The following is a 16,677-nucleotide window of genomic DNA, read 5'->3' as shown; positions in this document are numbered from 1 at the left end:
TGACGCCTGGTGGCGACCCGCTGCGCGCGGCAGTGCCGCGCTTGCGATCGGCGGTGACGCCTGGTGGCGACCCGCTGCGCGCGGCACTGCCGCGCTTGCGATCGCCACGAGGCCATTAGGCTCCTGGGGATGGCTGGGCAGACGGGCGTTGTCGTCACGCTCGACGGTGAAATCCTCGAGCCGGAGACGCCGTTGTTGCGGGCCGATGACCTCGCCGCGGTCCGGGGCGATGGGGTCTTCGAGACATTGCTGGTGCGCGACGGCGCGGCATGTCTGGTAGAGCCGCACCTGCACCGGCTGACCCATTCGGCCCGACTGATGGATCTGCCCGAACCGGACCTCGCCGGTTGGCGGCACGCCATCGACCTGGCGACGCAGCGGTGGGTTGCCGGCACCGGCGACGAGGGTGCGATGCGGCTGATCTACAGCCGCGGCCGGGAGAGCGGTCCCCCGCAAGCGGCAGGTGCGCCCGCCGCTCCCACGGCCTACGTGATGGTCAACCCGGTACCAGAGCGGGTCGCCGAGGTTCGGCGTTCCGGCGTCGCGGCGATCACCCTGGACCGCGGACTGCCGGCCGCCGGCGCCGACACAATGCCCTGGCTCATGGCCGGCGCCAAGACGCTGTCCTACGCGGTCAACATGGCCGCCCTGCGGCACGCCGCCCGGCAGGGCGCCGGCGACGTCATCTTCGTCAGCACCGACGGCTACATCCTCGAAGGGCCCCGCTCCACGGTGATCATCGCTACCGACGATGACGGCATGGCCAGCGGTAAACCGTGCCTGCTCACGCCGCCGCCGTGGTATCCGATCCTGCGCGGCACCACCCAACAAGCTCTCTTCCACGTGGCCCGGGCCAACGGCTACGACTGCGACTACCGGGCCTTACGAGTATCCGATCTGGTTGCCGCTCAAGGGGTTTGGCTGGTATCAAGCATGACCCTGGCGGCTCGGGTGCACACCCTCAACGGCCGGCGACTACCCCCCGCCCCGATCGCCGCCGCATTCGCCGAATTGGTCGATGCGGCCATCGTCAGCGACCGCTGAAGGCGCCAATTCTGTTGTCGGCAGCTCGAAGTGCGGGTACGGTCAGCCGTACACAGGAAAGGAGGTGGTCCGCGAAATTGATAGCTTCCTAGCGGACCACCTAAAGCCACACTTCACAGGCGGTATTTTCAGCCCCGCCCCGGCGTCACCCCGGCGTCCGCGCGACTGATGTAGCCCGGCGAGGTTTCTCCAAGCACAACCATGGCAAACTTGTCGCCGTGGAGCTTTTGAGGAAAGTGACCTAGAAGCACCGATTTGCTCAGCGGGTGCTGAGGAGGAGTCAGGATGCCGGAAAACCAACCCCCGAGTCAGCCGCCGTTCCCACCGACGCCGCCTGGCGGCTACTATGGCCCGCCGCCCGGCTACTACCAGCCGCCGCGCAAGAAGCGGAAAGTTTGGCCGTGGGTCCTGCTCGGCGTTTTTGTGCTGTTCTTTGGCGGTTGCTTTGCATTCCTCGGGGTTATCGGCTCAGCGGTGCACTCGAGTAGTGAGCAACGATCAAGCGAACGGGCTGCGGCGTCTGCGCCGTCTGCGGCAATGCCCGGCATCGGTCAAGAAGTTCGTGACGGGAAATTCGCGTTCACCGTCACTGGCGTGACGAGGGCATCCTCGGTGGGCACAACGCAAGCGCGCGGCGAGTTCGTGATTGTCGCGATGACTGTGAAAAACACAGGTGACCAGCCGCAAGACTATTTCTCATCGAATCAAAAGCTCTTTGACACCGCCGGGCGAGAATTCGCGGCTGACCCGATGGCAATTGCAAAGGATTCGATGGTGGTCAACCTCAATCCTGGGTTTGACCTCAACGTGAAGGTTCCGTTCGACGTTCCTGCAGGGACGACGATCGCCACAATTGAATTGCACGATTCCGCATTCTCGAACGGTGCAAGGGTCAGACTGAAGTAGCGCACACTACCCGACCAAGCTAACAACCTTCGCCTTGGCGGGCTTCGGCTCTGGCAGGTTGTTCGGCACGCCGCCGTCCTCAGCCGGTATGTACGCGCCGTAGGTGTTCAGGGTCAGGGTTTAGTTGGCGTGCCCCAGCCACTTCGACACCTGCATAAAGTGCAGGCCCGCCGAAAGTTGTAACGCCGCGAAGGTATGCCGCGTGTCGTGCAGGCGAGTGCCTTCTAGCCCAACCGTTTTGAGTGCAGACCGCTACACGCGCTTCGCCCAGCCGTCCAGGTCGCACGGCGCGGTGTAGTCGAACAGCAGCGCGGGCCGGGGCGGGCGGTTGTCGCTCGTGGGCAAGTAGGGGCCAATTGGGTACGCACCGCGCACCCGCCTCGGCCACAGCGGGCCTCGGGCTAGTCGGCGGCTTCGTGCGTATTTGCCAGGTACGCAGCAAGTTTCTTAGCCAGCCAGGGCGGTAGCGGCACCGTCCTGTTGCTGCGCTTGGACTTCGGTGTGTCGGTAACCCGCTGAGCGCCCTTGCGGGCCTTGGTGAGCTGTACTCGCACACTGCCGCCTGTAACGCCGGTAGGTCCGGTGGTCAACGTCAGGTCGCGCAGCTCTAAGACCTGCGCCTCGGTTTTGCGTAAGCCGGTGTAGCACATGAATAAAACCAGCAGCTCATCCACCGCGCCACGTGCAGCCACATGTTGCGCAAGTGCTGCAACCTGCGGGCCGGTAAGCGGGCGGTGCTCGCGGGGCGCTGTGGCCGGCACCGCATTACGCCCCACCCCGCGCCCAGGATTAGCGGCCAAAGCACCATCCGCCTCAGCGTAATCCAGCACCGCCATCAGCACCTGCCACGCTAGCCGTCTAGTCGCCCGCGACCTGTCGCTCAGGCCGGCCAAGAACGCCAACATGTGCGCGTAATCGACCCAACCGCACGCGACCCAAACGATTTGGTCAAGTCCAGGGACGTGGTGTACGACGTCGATCGTGTGATTCTTCGATTTTGTGATTTAGGCGGTCAGTGCTGTGGGGGTGTTCTCCTGTTCTGTCGGTGTGGTGGTGGTCGGGCGGGATTTGCTGAGGACGTCGAGGCCGAGGTAGCGGCGTGATTCGGCCCATTCATCGTGTTGTTCGGCCAGCACGGCGCCGACTAGGCGGATCAGGGCGTCACGGTCGGGGAAGATGCCGACAACGTCGGTGCGACGCCGAATTTCCTTGTTGAGCCGCTCTTTTATCCGGCCCTCAGGGTGGAGGTCAACCCGGTGTGGGTTCGGCTTCAACGATCGAGGCGTTGGAGATGGTCGGTGAGGGCATGGGCTACGCGGTCGTGGCGGGCTGCTTCGTCGGTCCAGCCGCGGTTCTCCGCGTCGGATTTGAGGGCTTGGACGTCGGCGAGTTGGTTAGTGAGGGCGCCGCGGAATTCGGGCGCGGTGATGTAGTTGTCGCAGGTTTCGCAGATGTTGGCATATGGGCAGGCGCCGGCGGTTGGGTGGCGCGCGCAGTAGCCGTGCCCGACACGGGTTTTCAGCATCTCACTGTGTAGCCAGCTGACCTTGTCGGGCAAGATGGGTCGACCGACCGGGGTGAGAGTGAACTGGCGACGCATCTTGCCCATGGCGTCGTCGTAGGCGGCGCGCAGGGTTGGCGAGGCAAGGGTGGCGTAGCGGATCGTCATCTGCGGTGTGACATGTCCGAGCAGCGCCATCAACGCTTGCATACTCATTCCGGCGTTGGCGAGTTCGGTGGCCCAGGTATGACGCAGCTGATGAGGCGTGACGACGAGGATGCCGCCGTCGGGTCCGCGTAGCCCTGAGGATTGGGCCGCGGCCAGCAGCCCGTTGCGCAGTCGGGTGTAGCCCAGGCGGCGGCCGTACTGGGTGAACAGGAAGTCGGTGAGCACGCCGGTGCGTGGATGGGCCAGTGGCCGGTGTGCGTCACGGTGGGTGACCCATTCGTCGAGCGCAGCGGTAGTGGCCGCCGATAGCGGCACCATGCGTTCGGTAGCCAGCTTGCCCAGCGGTACCTTTAGCCAGGTGCCAGCCGCCCCGTAGTCGATGATGCTGCCCAGTTCCAGGTCGAGCAGCTCACCCACCCGCAGCCCCGCTCCGCGCAGCACGGTCAGCCCGATACGAGCGAATGAATCATCTAGACGGGCAACAGCATTCATCACCGCCGCATCGATGTCAGGGGCCAGTGCCCGCGGCAGCGGCTGGTCAAGCTTGGGAACGTCGGCGGCGAAGACCAGTCGCCGCGGCGGTGCTTCTTCCCAGCCCCAGGCGGTGATGTCATCGAGCAGGTTGCGCAGGCTTAGCACCGCCGACTGGGCAACCGCAGCCGAGACGGTGCGCCCGGCGCCGGCGGCGGCACGTTGCCCGCGCCAGCCGCGGGTGCGGTTCCAGGTCAGATAGTCCTCGATGCAGGCGCGGTCGAGCTCGCGCAGGCTGGTCAGCTTCGAGTGGTGGGCGGTGAGGTATTCGACGAACGGCAGCAGGTCATTGATCAGCGATTCCACCGATTTGGGCCGCAACACCGCGGCTCGGACCCGGATATAGCGCAGCAGGGTGTCGAGGATCGGGGCAGCCATAGCCACGTCGGTGAAACGTTGCTCGAGGCTGCGTGCCCACGGTCGTCGTCGCGGAGCGGCGTCGAGGACCCGGACCTCGTAGAGCAGCTGGCGCAAGCTGGCCAACCGCGCCCGGTAGGCGCGCCGTGACGATCGCGGGATTGAACTCGCCGACAACGCACTGTCGAATTCATCGATCGCCTGCTCGGTGAGGTCAGCGACCAGCCCACCATGGCAAGCCACCAGCACCGCCAAGCACTCGCCGAGCACAGTTTCAATCCAGGAACTGCTCCAGCCCAACCGGTTTCCCGCTTCACGCATCGCGGAGAACCCGGCCGAATCACGCATCTCCACCGCGGCACCGAGCCCGGTCAGCTGCTTAATGACGGCCAGCTCAACATCCAGCCGCAACCGGCCGGCACCGATCGCATAGCACAGCAGGGGCCATGCCCCACTCGACCGAAGCTCGCCAGCCCGCTCAACCGCCGGCAGAGCCATCCACGCCGCCAGATCCGGGTGACGAGCAAGAAATTCCCGTGCGGTTCGGATCCGGTCCCGAATCGCCCGATCACTCAAGCGCAGGCGAGCGACGTGGTCGAGGTAGTCACTCAACAAAGTGCCGGCGTCAATGGAGTCCTGAACCGTAGCGACGGTCATCGCCGTGCTCCGGCCAAGGAGGCGCGGGCGGCACCATATTCGGCGGCGAGCTGCTCCAGTGACAGGTGCACGTAGCGGGCCGTGGTCTCCGGTGAGGCGTGTCCCATCAACGCCCGTAATGCAAGCAGATCAATTCCCGCAGAAGCCAATTCGGTACCATAGGTATGGCGCAGCCGATGCGGACGCACCCGGATGGACCCGGAGAGTTCACGGTGACGGCGAAACAAGCTGCGCAGCCCTGCCTCACTAACCGGCGCCCCCGTCGTCGGACCGCGCAGCACCACGAAGCACTGCGGTGTCGACAGCCCAGCCGGGCGCTCCAACCGCAGATAGGCAGCAACCTCAGTGAAGAATGCCGCATCGACCGGCACGTAGCGTTCCTTGCCGCCCTTGCCGATCACCCGCAGCCGCCGCCGCCCCATGTCCACATCGGCCAGCAGCAGACCGCGCGCTTCCGCCGACCGCAACCCGCCCAGCAGCATCGCCAGCACCATGGCCCGATCCCGATGTGACCCCAGCGTTGCGACAAATGCATCGATGTCGCTGGCCGGCAACGATTCCGGAAGCAGCTGCGGTTGGCGCACCAACCTGCCGCCAGGACGGGCACGCCCAGGACCCAGATGACCTAGCAGGCCGCGCTCCGAGCGGCGCAGCCCTTGCCCACGCCGCGGCGACGGGACCGGGTTGTTCCCACGGCGACCGGTCATCGCCAGGTACTCGAACAAGGCGCGTACCGCCGCCACCCGACGGTTCACCGTCGAGGCTGCAGCTGAGCCCGGCTGGGGCCGACCGGTGCGGCGTACCCCTTGCCAATCGATCCAGTCGAATACCAGTGGAGCCTGCACTTCGGACAGCGTCACATCGCGCTCAGTGAGGAACCGCGCCAGATTCGCCACGTCGAAGGCATACGCCCGAACCGTCGCCGCGCTAAATCCCCGTCCGGCCAAATGCGTGAGAAACGCATTGGCCGAATCCAACCCCTCCCAATCCCCACCGAGCCGATACCCCTCATCGACGCGCTGCACCCGCACCGTCATCACTCGACCTCCTGATCTCGGGGCCGCCCTCAGCATCTACCCGGCTCTGGGAACGGTCCCGGATCTCACGCCGCAGTCAGATTCGTGTCTCCTGAGGGCCGGTTAACGGATAGGGGGTTGTTGGACCAGATTTGGCGCCAGATCTGCTTGGGAAAAGCAGTGAACGCCAGCAAGTCCGATCGGGCGGCTTCGAGGTGATCGGCGACCTTGGGCAGCTTGTCGGCCAGGGCGTCGATGATCCGATCATATTGCGCAGCAACGGATGTGGCGTCGGGCTGATCGAACACCGAATGCAGCAGCGTCTTGACCCAGGGCCAGGAGCTCTTGGGGGTAATGGCCATCAAGTTGGTGGCGTAGTGGGTGCGACACCGCTGCCAGGATGCTCCGGGCAGGGTTGCCCCGATCGCGGAAAGCAACCCAGCATGGGCGTCACTGGTGACCAATGCCACCCCCGATAGGCCGCGGGCGGTCAACGAGCGCAGAAACGTCAACCAGCCGGCGCCGTCTTCGGCGGTGCTGACATCGATGCCTAAAATTTCGCGGTAACCCTCGGCGTTGACCCCCACCGCGATCAGCGCGTGCACGTTGACCACGCGGCCGGCCTCACGGACTTTAAGCACCAGGGCATCGGCGGCCATGAACGTGTACGGGCCAGCATCGAGGGGACGAGTCCGGAAGGCTTCCACGGCGGTGTCGAGCTCTTTGGCCATCACCGACACCTGCGACTTCGACAGGCCGGTGATCCCGAGAGTTTCGACGAGTTTGTCCATCCGCCGCGTGGACACCCCGAGCAGATAGCAGGTCGCCACCACGGTAGTCAGGGCCCGTTCGGCGCGTTTGCGGCGTTCCAGCAGCCAGTCCGGGAAGTAGGAGCCCTGGCGCAGCTTGGGGATCGCCAAATCCAAACTTCCTGCCCGGGTATCGAATTGGCGATGCCGGTAGCCGTTGCGGGAGTTGGTGCGCTCACTACTGCGTTGGCCATAGCCTGCGCCGCACAGCGCGTCGGCCTCGGCGCCCATCAGCGTGTGGATGAACGTGGCCAGCAGTTCGCGCAGCACATCAGGATGGGTGGTGGTGAGTCGTTCGGCCAGCACTGCAGGCAGGTCGATATCGTGGGCAGCGGTCATCGCGTCGATTCCTTTGCTTGAGTGACTTTGGACGGTCTCTCGAAGAATCACGCGATGACCCTCATCTACCCGGCTACGACACGCCGGTCCTCAACTCACGGCCCGACTCGTACACCACCTTGGTGGACGCAACCAACGATTTCAGCGCGTATCGGCTCAGATAGCCGTGACCGGACCCCGTGAACTGGTCCACGGCGAACGAGAGTCGTTCATTGGTGGGTGCAGGTGGCAGCGTAGTGGGCGGGGGCTTGGTAGCCCAAGGCAGAGTGCCGCCGGTGATGGTTGTAGTCATGTTTCCAGTCGCTGATGACCACGCGGGCCTGGGCTAGAGACCAGAAGCTGTTGATGTTGAGGCATTCGTCGCGGATGCGGGAGTTAAATGATTCGACGTAGCCGTTTCGCCAAGGTTCACCGGGCGGGATAAAGTGCAGCCCGACGTGACCGTCGGCCCAGTCTGCCATTGCCGCACAGGCTAATTCGGGTCCGTTGTCACATCTGAGCACGTTCGGATAGGTACCGCGTTGAGCGGCGATGCGGTCAAGTTCGTCGATGAGGTCCTCGCCGGTGATGCTGCGGTCTACCTTGTCGCCGAGACATTCGCGGGTGTGCTCGTCGATGATCGAGACGATCTTGAACGGGCGCCCATCGGTAGTGGAATCGAACTGAAAGTCCACGGCCCAGACCCGGTTGGGGGCATCGGCGCATACCTCGGGCCGGGCGGTGGAGCTACCGCGTCGTTTACGGCGCCGCCGCTGCGGCACGCGCAAGCCTTCCTCACGCCAGAGCCGTTGCACCTTCTTGTGATTGACTTGCCAACCTTCAGCGCGGGCATCGTGATAAGCGGGCCGAAACCCACGCCGCGGATGGTCTTTGGCGTAGCGGCGCAGCCAGGCCCGCAAGCCGGCATCGGGGTCCTGGGCAGTCTCGGCGGCGGGTTCGTGGCGTTGGGTGGCCCGATGCTGCCCGGTCACGCGGCAGGCGAACCGTTCGCTGACCCCCAGCACACGCTGGAGGTGACGAACGGCTGCCCGCCGACGCTCCGGGCCTAGAAGTTTCCCCGCGCGATCTCCTTGAGTGCAGCCTTCTCTAACTCGGCATCTGCCAAGAGCCGCTTCAGCGTTGCGTTCTCGCGCTCGAGGTCCTTCAGGCGCTTGGCATCCTCGGCCTTCAAACCACCGAACTGATTGCGCCATCGGTGATACGTCGCCTCCGACACACCCAGCTCGCGGCACACTGCCGCTGTGTCCTTGCCCTCGGACAACAGCCGATCCGCCAGCGTCAGCTTGCGCACGATCTGCTCGGGGCTATGCCGCTTCCTTGTTGCCATGATCTTGTTGAGCCTTCCTGCCCACAGCGTGGGCTGCAAGACTCTCATAAGCCATGGACCAACCGATCGGGGTCAGGCCAGCCGCTATAGCTGTCGTAGCTGCCCTGCTTGAGCCGCCCGTTGGCCACCTTAAGCTGCTGCGCCGCCAGCCATTTCGCCGCGTAGTCGCCGAACGTCCGCGCCGCCTTCACTTCGCGTCGGCCAAAGCCGCTGTGCCGCCGAGGTGGTGCTTGGCGTTGTTCAGTTCGTCGCGGCGCGCCTCAGCCGCCTCACGGGTTGGGCAGCTCTCCTGGCGGGCGCGGGTCTTGCCGGTGGGCAGGCCCGTTGTTGGGTCGCAGGCGGGCTCGCGCCACACCACCTCGTACCGCTTCACCACCTTGCCCTTGCGCTTGATGGTCGTGTTGTGTGCTCGTATGTACGCCATGATTACTCGTGTTCCTGTCGAGTTTAATGCCGACGCCAGCGTGTTTTGGCAGGTGCGTGCGCCTGTGACCTACGACGAATCAACCCGTACTTTTCTCGCCAAGCTGCCGGGTAGGGCATTCCCTGTCGGCGATTAGGCGACGCGCCAAGGGCAGCGCCGCGCCAAAACGCAAGTGCGGCAAGTAGCGGAAGAGGGCACGGAGCGCTGGAGGGGGTGTAGCCCGTCGTGCGGCCCATCGGATCACAATGGGGCACGTGAATGCGATCAGTGACTTCTGGGCGACAGGTGCCGCCCAATTACGTGCAAACTTCGAGCGAACGCGCCAAACGCAAAGGGACTCCCACATCAAAGGTGGCGCGAACGAGCGAGCACTCGCGGACTTTCTCAAAGAAAACCTCGGGGCTCACCGGGTAGCTGTCAGCTCATCCATCATCGACCCCGAGGGCCGTCAATCCGACGAGGTCGATGTGGCGGTCGTCAACGAGTTTCAACCACTTTGGACCGGTGACAGCCAATCGATGTTGATTGCACACGCCGTGGAAGCCGCATACCAAGTCAAGGCTCGGCTCAGTACCGAAGAACTGCGTCGAGCGATGAAGAACGCGCGGTCGGTAAAGCAGCTCTATCGGCGCCCAGGCAAGGGCGGTGAGGTCTTCGCAGCACCCACGGATGTCCCTCGATTCGTCGAACGCATTCCTTTTTTCATCTTCGCGTACACAACGAACATCTCTGGTGAAGCTGCGATCAAGCTCATAAGAGACGAGTTCAAAGACAGCCCATGGCACGAGCAGGCCGATGGAATCTTCGTGCTGGATGGCTGGGCAGCCGTCAATATCGGCAACAACGACGGGGCCCAGAGGGTGTCACCATTAGAGCGCCGAGGCTTTGTTCTGGCTGACGAACTTCCCTCGCTTGTACAGATGCTCTGGACTCACTGCAGGTTGCGTCCACCAAGGTGGTGTACGAGTCGGGCCGTGAGTTGAGGACCGGCGTGTCGTAGCCGGGTAGATGAGGGTCATCGCGTGATTCTTCGAGAGACCGTCCAAAGTCACTCAAGCAAAGGAATCGACGCGATGACCGCTGCCCACGATATCGACCTGCCTGCAGTGCTGGCCGAACGACTCACCACCACCCATCCTGATGTGCTGCGCGAACTGCTGGCCACGTTCATCCACACGCTGATGGGCGCCGAGGCCGACGCGCTGTGCGGCGCAGGCTATGGCCAACGCAGTAGTGAGCGCACCAACTCCCGCAACGGCTACCGGCATCGCCAATTCGATACCCGGGCAGGAAGTTTGGATTTGGCGATCCCCAAGCTGCGCCAGGGCTCCTACTTCCCGGACTGGCTGCTGGAACGCCGCAAACGCGCCGAACGGGCCCTGACTACCGTGGTGGCGACCTGCTATCTGCTCGGGGTGTCCACGCGGCGGATGGACAAACTCGTCGAAACTCTCGGGATCACCGGCCTGTCGAAGTCGCAGGTGTCGGTGATGGCCAAAGAGCTCGACACCGCCGTGGAAGCCTTCCGGACTCGTCCCCTCGATGCTGGCCCGTACACGTTCATGGCCGCCGATGCCCTGGTGCTTAAAGTCCGTGAGGCCGGCCGCGTGGTCAACGTGCACGCGCTGATCGCGGTGGGGGTCAACGCCGAGGGTTACCGCGAAATTTTAGGCATCGATGTCAGCACCGCCGAAGACGGCGCCGGCTGGTTGACGTTTCTGCGCTCGTTGACCGCCCGCGGCCTATCGGGGGTGGCATTGGTCACCAGTGACGCCCATGCTGGGTTGCTTTCCGCGATCGGGGCAACCCTGCCCGGAGCATCCTGGCAGCGGTGTCGCACCCACTACGCCACCAACTTGATGGCCATTACCCCCAAGAGCTCCTGGCCCTGGGTCAAGACGCTGCTGCATTCGGTGTTCGATCAGCCCGACGCCACATCCGTTGCTGCGCAATATGATCGGATCATCGACGCCCTGGCCGACAAGCTGCCCAAGGTCGCCGATCACCTCGAAGCCGCCCGATCGGACTTGCTGGCGTTCACTGCTTTTCCCAAGCAGATCTGGCGCCAAATCTGGTCCAACAACCCCCTATCCGTTAACCGGCCCTCAGGAGACACGAATCTGACTGCGGCGTGAGATCCGGGACCGTTCCCAGAGCCGGGTAGATGCTGAGGGCGGCCCCGAGATCAGGAGGTCGAGTGATGACGGTGCGGGTGCAGCGCGTCGATGAGGGGTATCGGCTCGGTGGGGATTGGGAGGGGTTGGATTCGGCCAATGCGTTTCTCACGCATTTGGCCGGACGGGGATTTAGCGCGGCGACGGTTCGGGCGTATGCCTTCGACGTGGCGAATCTGGCGCGGTTCCTCACTGAGCGCGATGTGACGCTGTCCGAAGTGCAGGCTCCACTGGTATTCGACTGGATCGATTGGCAAGGGGTACGCCGCACCGGTCGGCCCCAGCCGGGCTCAGCTGCAGCCTCGACGGTGAACCGTCGGGTGGCGGCGGTACGCGCCTTGTTCGAGTACCTGGCGATGACCGGTCGCCGTGGGAACAACCCGGTCCCGTCGCCGCGGCGTGGGCAAGGGCTGCGCCGCTCGGAGCGCGGCCTGCTAGGTCATCTGGGTCCTGGGCGTGCCCGTCCTGGCGGCAGGTTGGTGCGCCAACCGCAGCTGCTTCCGGAATCGTTGCCGGCCAGCGACATCGATGCATTTGTCGCAACGCTGGGGTCACATCGGGATCGGGCCATGGTGCTGGCGATGCTGCTGGGCGGGTTGCGGTCGGCGGAAGCGCGCGGTCTGCTGCTGGCCGATGTGGACATGGGGCGGCGGCGGCTGCGGGTGATCGGCAAGGGCGGCAAGGAACGCTACGTGCCGGTCGATGCGGCATTCTTCACTGAGGTTGCTGCCTATCTGCGGTTGGAGCGCCCGGCTGGGCTGTCGACACCGCAGTGCTTCGTGGTGCTGCGCGGTCCGACGACGGGGGCGCCGGTTAGTGAGGCAGGGCTGCGCAGCTTGTTTCGCCGTCACCGTGAACTCTCCGGGTCCATCCGGGTGCGTCCGCATCGGCTGCGCCATACCTATGGTACCGAATTGGCTTCTGCGGGAATTGATCTGCTTGCATTACGGGCGTTGATGGGACACGCCTCACCGGAGACCACGGCCCGCTACGTGCACCTGTCACTGGAGCAGCTCGCCGCCGAATATGGTGCCGCCCGCGCCTCCTTGGCCGGAGCACGGCGATGACCGTCGCTACGGTTCAGGACTCCATTGACGCCGGCACTTTGTTGAGTGACTACCTCGACCACGTCGCTCGCCTGCGCTTGAGTGATCGGGCGATTCGGGACCGGATCCGAACCGCACGGGAATTTCTTGCTCGTCACCCGGATCTGGCGGCGTGGATGGCTCTGCCGGCGGTTGAGCGGGCTGGCGAGCTTCGGTCGAGTGGGGCATGGCCCCTGCTGTGCTATGCGATCGGTGCCGGCCGGTTGCGGCTGGATGTTGAGCTGGCCGTCATTAAGCAGCTGACCGGGCTCGGTGCCGCGGTGGAGATGCGTGATTCGGCCGGGTTCTCCGCGATGCGTGAAGCGGGAAACCGGTTGGGCTGGAGCAGTTCCTGGATTGAAACTGTGCTCGGCGAGTGCTTGGCGGTGCTGGTGGCTTGCCATGGTGGGCTGGTCGCTGACCTCACCGAGCAGGCGATCGATGAATTCGACAGTGCGTTGTCGGCGAGTTCAATCCCGCGATCGTCACGGCGCGCCTACCGGGCGCGGTTGGCCAGCTTGCGCCAGCTGCTCTACGAGGTCCGGGTCCTCGACGCCGCTCCGCGACGACGACCGTGGGCACGCAGCCTCGAGCAACGTTTCACCGACGTGGCTATGGCTGCCCCGATCCTCGACACCCTGCTGCGCTATATCCGGGTCCGAGCCGCGGTGTTGCGGCCCAAATCGGTGGAATCGCTGATCAATGACCTGCTGCCGTTCGTCGAATACCTCACCGCCCACCACTCGAAGCTGACCAGCCTGCGCGAGCTCGACCGCGCCTGCATCGAGGACTATCTGACCTGGAACCGCACCCGCGGCTGGCGCGGGCAACGTGCCGCCGCCGGCGCCGGGCGCACCGTCTCGGCTGCGGTTGCCCAGTCGGCGGTGCTAAGCCTGCGCAACCTGCTCGATGACATCACCGCCTGGGGCTGGGAAGAAGCACCGCCGCGGCGACTGGTCTTCGCCGCCGACGTTCCCAAGCTTGACCAGCCGCTGCCGCGGGCACTGGCCCCTGACATCGATGCGGCGGTGATGAATGCTGTTGCCCGTCTAGATGATTCATTCGCTCGTATCGGGCTGACCGTGCTGCGCGGAGCGGGGCTGCGGGTGGGTGAGCTGCTCGACCTGGAACTGGGCAGCATCATCGACTACGGGGCGGCTGGCACCTGGCTAAAGGTACCGCTGGGCAAGCTGGCTACCGAACGCATGGTGCCGCTATCGGCGGCCACTACCGCTGCGCTCGACGAATGGGTCACCCACCGTGACGCACACCGGCCACTGGCCCATCCACGCACCGGCGTGCTCACCGACTTCCTGTTCACCCAGTACGGCCGCCGCCTGGGCTACACCCGACTGCGCAACGGGCTGCTGGCCGCGGCCCAATCCTCAGGGCTACGCGGACCCGACGGCGGCATCCTCGTCGTCACGCCTCATCAGCTGCGTCATACCTGGGCCACCGAACTCGCCAACGCCGGAATGAGTATGCAAGCGTTGATGGCGCTGCTCGGACATGTCACACCGCAGATGACGATCCGCTACGCCACCCTTGCCTCGCCAACCCTGCGCGCCGCCTACGACGACGCCATGGGCAAGATGCGTCGCCAGTTCACTCTCACCCCGGTCGGTCGACCCATCTTGCCCGACAAGGTCAGCTGGCTACACAGTGAGATGCTGAAAACCCGTGTCGGGCACGGCTACTGCGCGCGCCACCCAACCGCCGGCGCCTGCCCATATGCCAACATCTGCGAAACCTGCGACAACTACATCACCGCGCCCGAATTCCGCGGCGCCCTCACTAACCAACTCGCCGACGTCCAAGCCCTCAAATCCGACGCGGAGAACCGCGGCTGGACCGACGAAGCAGCCCGCCACGACCGCGTAGCCCATGCCCTCACCGACCATCTCCAACGCCTCGATCGTTGAAGCCGAACCCACACCGGGTTGACCTCCACCCTGAGGGCCGGATAAAAGAGCGGCTCAACAAGGAAATTCGGCGTCGCACCGACGTTGTCGGCATCTTCCCCGACCGTGACGCCCTGATCCGCCTAGTCGGCGCCGTGCTGGCCGAACAACACGATGAATGGGCCGAATCACGCCGCTACCTCGGCCTCGACGTCCTCAGCAAATCCCGCCCGACCACCACCACACCGACAGAACAGGAGAACACCCCCACAGCACTGACCGCCTAAATCACAAAATCGAAGAATCACACGATCGACGTCGTACACCACGTCCCTGGACTTGACCTCACTGCATGACCGTGCATCGCATCTTTTACCGCGAGCACCCGATCCGGCGATACCACCCGTTCCCCAGCCAGCCCCCTGAAACGAAGTAGGGGGACATCGGCGGCGGCATTCTCACACGAGCGTCGGGGTTGGGGGTGTCAGGATGCCGTGCAAACTAGCGAGTCGCTCCGACGCCCTAACTGACCCTGGGCGTCGCCCCGGCGTTACCCCGGCGACAGCGGGCAATTTGTAGGCGTACCGGCGCCGTACCGCGGTCGTACTCTAGTCAGCCCGAAAACGGTCGCCGACGTGCGGGAAGGGACCTGAATGCTATGGTCGAGACACACAGGAAAGGAGGTGGTCCGCGAAATTGATAGCTTCATGGACATGTGAGGTGGCTGCGCGCTAGCTGCAATGGCTCGGAAGAGCCGGCGTTCTACGCACGCTGGCGAATCCCACGTAGCCACCCGGCCCTCGAGCTTCCGGTCTGTCCAACCGGAAAAGCGCTCGGGGGCCGCTCCATATGTAGCCGGTGTTACTTCGCCGCTTTGGTACTCATCTGTTCCGCGATCTGGCCGGCTCCGTCAGCGATGTCCGTACCGCAGGCCTCCACCTCGATGACGACATCCGATACCGCCCTCAGCACATGCTGGCAGGCCTTCCCGCTGCCGTTGGTCTCAGTGCGTACCTGGGCAATTTTAGGGGAAGCCCCGGTCACATCCCCGAAGGTCCATTCGCTGGCTTTGGTCGAACTGGTGAACTTGACGGTCTGGTTCGCGCAGGTCGCCCATTTGTCTGCGGATGCCTGGACGAATGCCCGAGCCTTCTCGGCCGACGGGAAGGTTGCTGCGGCTTCGATCACTCGGTGCGCCGGGTTCTCGCCTTGGGTGTGCAGGACCTGGCTGCGCACCTCGGTAGGGGCATGGGGCCGATACACCGACTCCTGGAAGGGCTCGTAGGCCGCCAGACATGCCGGTTCCGACAGCGTCCCCTGCGGGGCGCGCAGTTGATCGCCGTGCGCAGAGACCATCATGTTCTGGTCGCCGAGAATCTGTCCGACTTCTGCGGCGCCGAGCAGCATCGGTTCGATGCGGGATGCGGCCGCCGGAGCAGCCGGAGCCGTGGAGCTGCCCGGCCTGGCCGCCGGTTTCCGGTTGCCTCCCTGGGTGGCGAACACCGCAATCAACGCGACCGCGACGACGACGGCCACGACGGCGCCGCCGATGACGAGCAGCCGCTTGTTCGACTGGCCATTGGCACCGCTTGGCGCGACTTGCGCCGGTGACGGCCGAGACTGGGTGCTGGGCGCGGACGCCGCCTCGGCTGCCGGCACCGGACTCGGTTGCGGTTTGGCTTGCGGTGTTGACGATGCACCGGCCGGACCCGCTTCGACGGCGCCGATTTCAGCGAGCACATTGTCGATTTCGGTGCGGGTGCGGTACGTGACGTCGTGTCGCATCCGCAGCATGCGCAGCAGCTGGGCGATGTCGCTGCGAGCGCTCGGATCGTCGCCGTCCTCGTCGAGCCCGGATCGCAGCTCCACCAGCAGCTGAAGCTGTTGCTGGGGACTGAGTTCCTTTTCGGCCAGGGTGTCGCCGAGCCGCATCAGGTAGCCGAACGGTACAGGTGGCTCCTCGGGCAGCGGCGACGGCAGCGCCGGGGCCTTTTCGCGCAACGCGTGTATTGCCGTCACCAATTGAATGCCGGCATCAACGGTCGGGTTCTGGTAGTTGATGATCTGCAATGTCGAGACGGGATTTACCCGCACACTGTCGACGGGCCCGACCTGTACCGGAAGGATTGGCCGCTGCAGGGCTTGGGCGTAGCGCAACTCGGCCTGACTGGGCTTGGACTGCAGCCAGTGATTCGACAGCGCGACGATGAACACGTCGGATGCGCGAATCTGCTCCAGTATCTTGTTCCACCAAGCGTCGCCGCCGCCGAGCTCTTGATCGAACCAAACTTGCTGCTGGGCACGCCGAAGCGCCGCCGTCAGGGCTTCCAGCGACGACCGGTCTTGGCTCGAGTAGCTGATAAATATGGCCATAGCAGTCTCCGATTGAGGGGGCGCGGGGAGCTAACACGGCGAATCCGTCAAGCGACGGTAGCGCA

11 protein-coding genes and 4 pseudogenes are annotated in these 16,677 nt (G+C 64.7%); 7 read left to right on the top strand and 8 right to left on the bottom strand.

Features of this window, described 5'->3' with window-relative positions:
* Positions 1-129: 129 nt before the first annotated feature.
* Together MKAN_RS10355 and MKAN_RS29540 are read left to right on the top strand one after the other, a co-directional pair.
* Entirely contained in the window at positions 130-1,044 is a 915-nt protein-coding gene (locus MKAN_RS10355) for an aminodeoxychorismate lyase (RefSeq protein ID WP_023368007.1), read from the top strand.
* 285 nt (positions 1,045-1,329) lie between these two features.
* Positions 1,330-1,950, top strand: a complete 621-nt coding sequence (locus MKAN_RS29540) for a DUF4352 domain-containing protein (protein ID WP_023368005.1) — start codon at positions 1,330-1,332, stop codon at positions 1,948-1,950.
* A gap of 401 nt (positions 1,951-2,351) precedes the next feature.
* Here the strand turns inward: MKAN_RS29540 and MKAN_RS28740 are convergent, their stop codons facing one another.
* The 7 genes and pseudogenes from MKAN_RS28740 to MKAN_RS10310 all read right to left on the bottom strand — a co-directional run bounded on the left by MKAN_RS28740 (position 2,352) and on the right by MKAN_RS10310 (position 9,079).
* The gene (locus tag MKAN_RS28740) at positions 2,352-2,786 is read right to left on the bottom strand and encodes a site-specific integrase (RefSeq protein ID WP_141563921.1); all 435 of its coding nucleotides are present in this window, start codon (positions 2,784-2,786) and stop codon (positions 2,352-2,354) included.
* A gap of 168 nt (positions 2,787-2,954) precedes the next feature.
* A pseudogene (locus tag MKAN_RS10340) lies at positions 2,955-3,173 on the bottom strand (transposase); the annotation flags it as partial.
* 47 nt (positions 3,174-3,220) lie between these two features.
* Positions 3,221-5,164: a tyrosine-type recombinase/integrase gene (locus MKAN_RS10335; RefSeq protein WP_023364740.1), complete on the bottom strand. Its 1,944-nt coding sequence runs from the start codon at positions 5,162-5,164 to the stop codon at positions 3,221-3,223.
* The gene (locus MKAN_RS10330; protein ID WP_023364742.1) at positions 5,161-6,201 is read right to left on the bottom strand and encodes a tyrosine-type recombinase/integrase; all 1,041 of its coding nucleotides are present in this window, start codon (positions 6,199-6,201) and stop codon (positions 5,161-5,163) included. Before MKAN_RS10330 ends, MKAN_RS10335 begins: the two co-directional genes overlap by 4 nt.
* Before the next feature lie 113 nt (positions 6,202-6,314).
* Positions 6,315-7,328: pseudogene (locus tag MKAN_RS10325) on the bottom strand (IS256-like element IS1512 family transposase); the annotation flags it as partial.
* A 209-nt stretch (positions 7,329-7,537) separates the two neighbouring features.
* Positions 7,538-8,655 (bottom strand): IS3 family transposase gene (locus MKAN_RS10320; protein WP_122443431.1). Its coding sequence is split into 2 segments (ribosomal slippage): positions 7,538-8,388 and positions 8,388-8,655, totalling 1,119 coding nucleotides; the frame shifts between segments, so codons are not numbered across the junction.
* A 187-nt stretch (positions 8,656-8,842) separates the two neighbouring features.
* Positions 8,843-9,079 carry a hypothetical protein gene (locus MKAN_RS10310; RefSeq protein WP_023367994.1) on the bottom strand — a complete coding sequence of 79 codons (237 nt, stop codon included), beginning with the start codon at positions 9,077-9,079 and terminating at the stop codon, positions 8,843-8,845.
* A 254-nt stretch (positions 9,080-9,333) separates the two neighbouring features.
* On the opposite strand from MKAN_RS10310, the gene MKAN_RS10305 reads away from it, so the two are divergent.
* From MKAN_RS10305 to MKAN_RS10285, 5 genes and pseudogenes are all read left to right on the top strand, one after another.
* The gene (locus MKAN_RS10305) at positions 9,334-10,062 is read left to right on the top strand and encodes a DUF6602 domain-containing protein (RefSeq protein ID WP_082273697.1); all 729 of its coding nucleotides are present in this window, start codon (positions 9,334-9,336) and stop codon (positions 10,060-10,062) included.
* A gap of 90 nt (positions 10,063-10,152) precedes the next feature.
* Positions 10,153-11,166: pseudogene (locus MKAN_RS10300) on the top strand (IS256-like element IS1512 family transposase); the annotation flags it as partial.
* A gap of 113 nt (positions 11,167-11,279) precedes the next feature.
* Positions 11,280-12,320, top strand: a complete 1,041-nt coding sequence (locus tag MKAN_RS10295; protein ID WP_023364742.1) for a tyrosine-type recombinase/integrase — start codon at positions 11,280-11,282, stop codon at positions 12,318-12,320.
* Positions 12,317-14,260 (top strand): tyrosine-type recombinase/integrase, encoded by a 1,944-nt coding sequence (locus MKAN_RS10290; protein ID WP_023364740.1) that lies wholly within the window; start codon positions 12,317-12,319, stop codon positions 14,258-14,260. The genes MKAN_RS10295 and MKAN_RS10290 overlap by 4 nt, the downstream gene beginning before the upstream one ends.
* Positions 14,261-14,307: 47 nt before the next feature.
* Positions 14,308-14,526: pseudogene (locus MKAN_RS10285) on the top strand (transposase); the annotation flags it as partial.
* A 574-nt stretch (positions 14,527-15,100) separates the two neighbouring features.
* On the opposite strand, the gene MKAN_RS10280 reads toward MKAN_RS10285, so the two are convergent.
* Positions 15,101-16,612 (bottom strand): sensor domain-containing protein, encoded by a 1,512-nt coding sequence (locus MKAN_RS10280; RefSeq protein WP_023367989.1) that lies wholly within the window; start codon positions 16,610-16,612, stop codon positions 15,101-15,103.
* Positions 16,613-16,677 lie beyond the last annotated feature (65 nt).

Origin of the sequence: Mycobacterium kansasii ATCC 12478 (assembly GCF_000157895.3) — a bacterium.
Taxonomy (GTDB): Bacteria; Actinomycetota; Actinomycetes; order Mycobacteriales; family Mycobacteriaceae; genus Mycobacterium; species Mycobacterium kansasii.
This window is presented reverse-complemented; position numbering and strand designations above follow the sequence as displayed.

Coding starts and splice junctions, on each gene's coding strand:
- MKAN_RS10355 (WP_023368007.1), top strand. CDS start 130: ATGGCTGGGCAGACGGGCGTTGTCGTCACGCTCGACGGTGAAATCCTC.
- MKAN_RS29540 (WP_023368005.1), top strand. CDS start 1,330: ATGCCGGAAAACCAACCCCCGAGTCAGCCGCCGTTCCCACCGACGCCG.
- MKAN_RS28740 (WP_141563921.1), bottom strand. CDS start 2,786: ATGGCGGTGCTGGATTACGCTGAGGCGGATGGTGCTTTGGCCGCTAAT.
- MKAN_RS10335 (WP_023364740.1), bottom strand. CDS start 5,164: ATGACCGTCGCTACGGTTCAGGACTCCATTGACGCCGGCACTTTGTTG.
- MKAN_RS10330 (WP_023364742.1), bottom strand. CDS start 6,201: ATGACGGTGCGGGTGCAGCGCGTCGATGAGGGGTATCGGCTCGGTGGG.
- MKAN_RS10310 (WP_023367994.1), bottom strand. CDS start 9,079: ATGGCGTACATACGAGCACACAACACGACCATCAAGCGCAAGGGCAAG.
- MKAN_RS10295 (WP_023364742.1), top strand. CDS start 11,280: ATGACGGTGCGGGTGCAGCGCGTCGATGAGGGGTATCGGCTCGGTGGG.
- MKAN_RS10290 (WP_023364740.1), top strand. CDS start 12,317: ATGACCGTCGCTACGGTTCAGGACTCCATTGACGCCGGCACTTTGTTG.
- MKAN_RS10280 (WP_023367989.1), bottom strand. CDS start 16,612: ATGGCCATATTTATCAGCTACTCGAGCCAAGACCGGTCGTCGCTGGAA.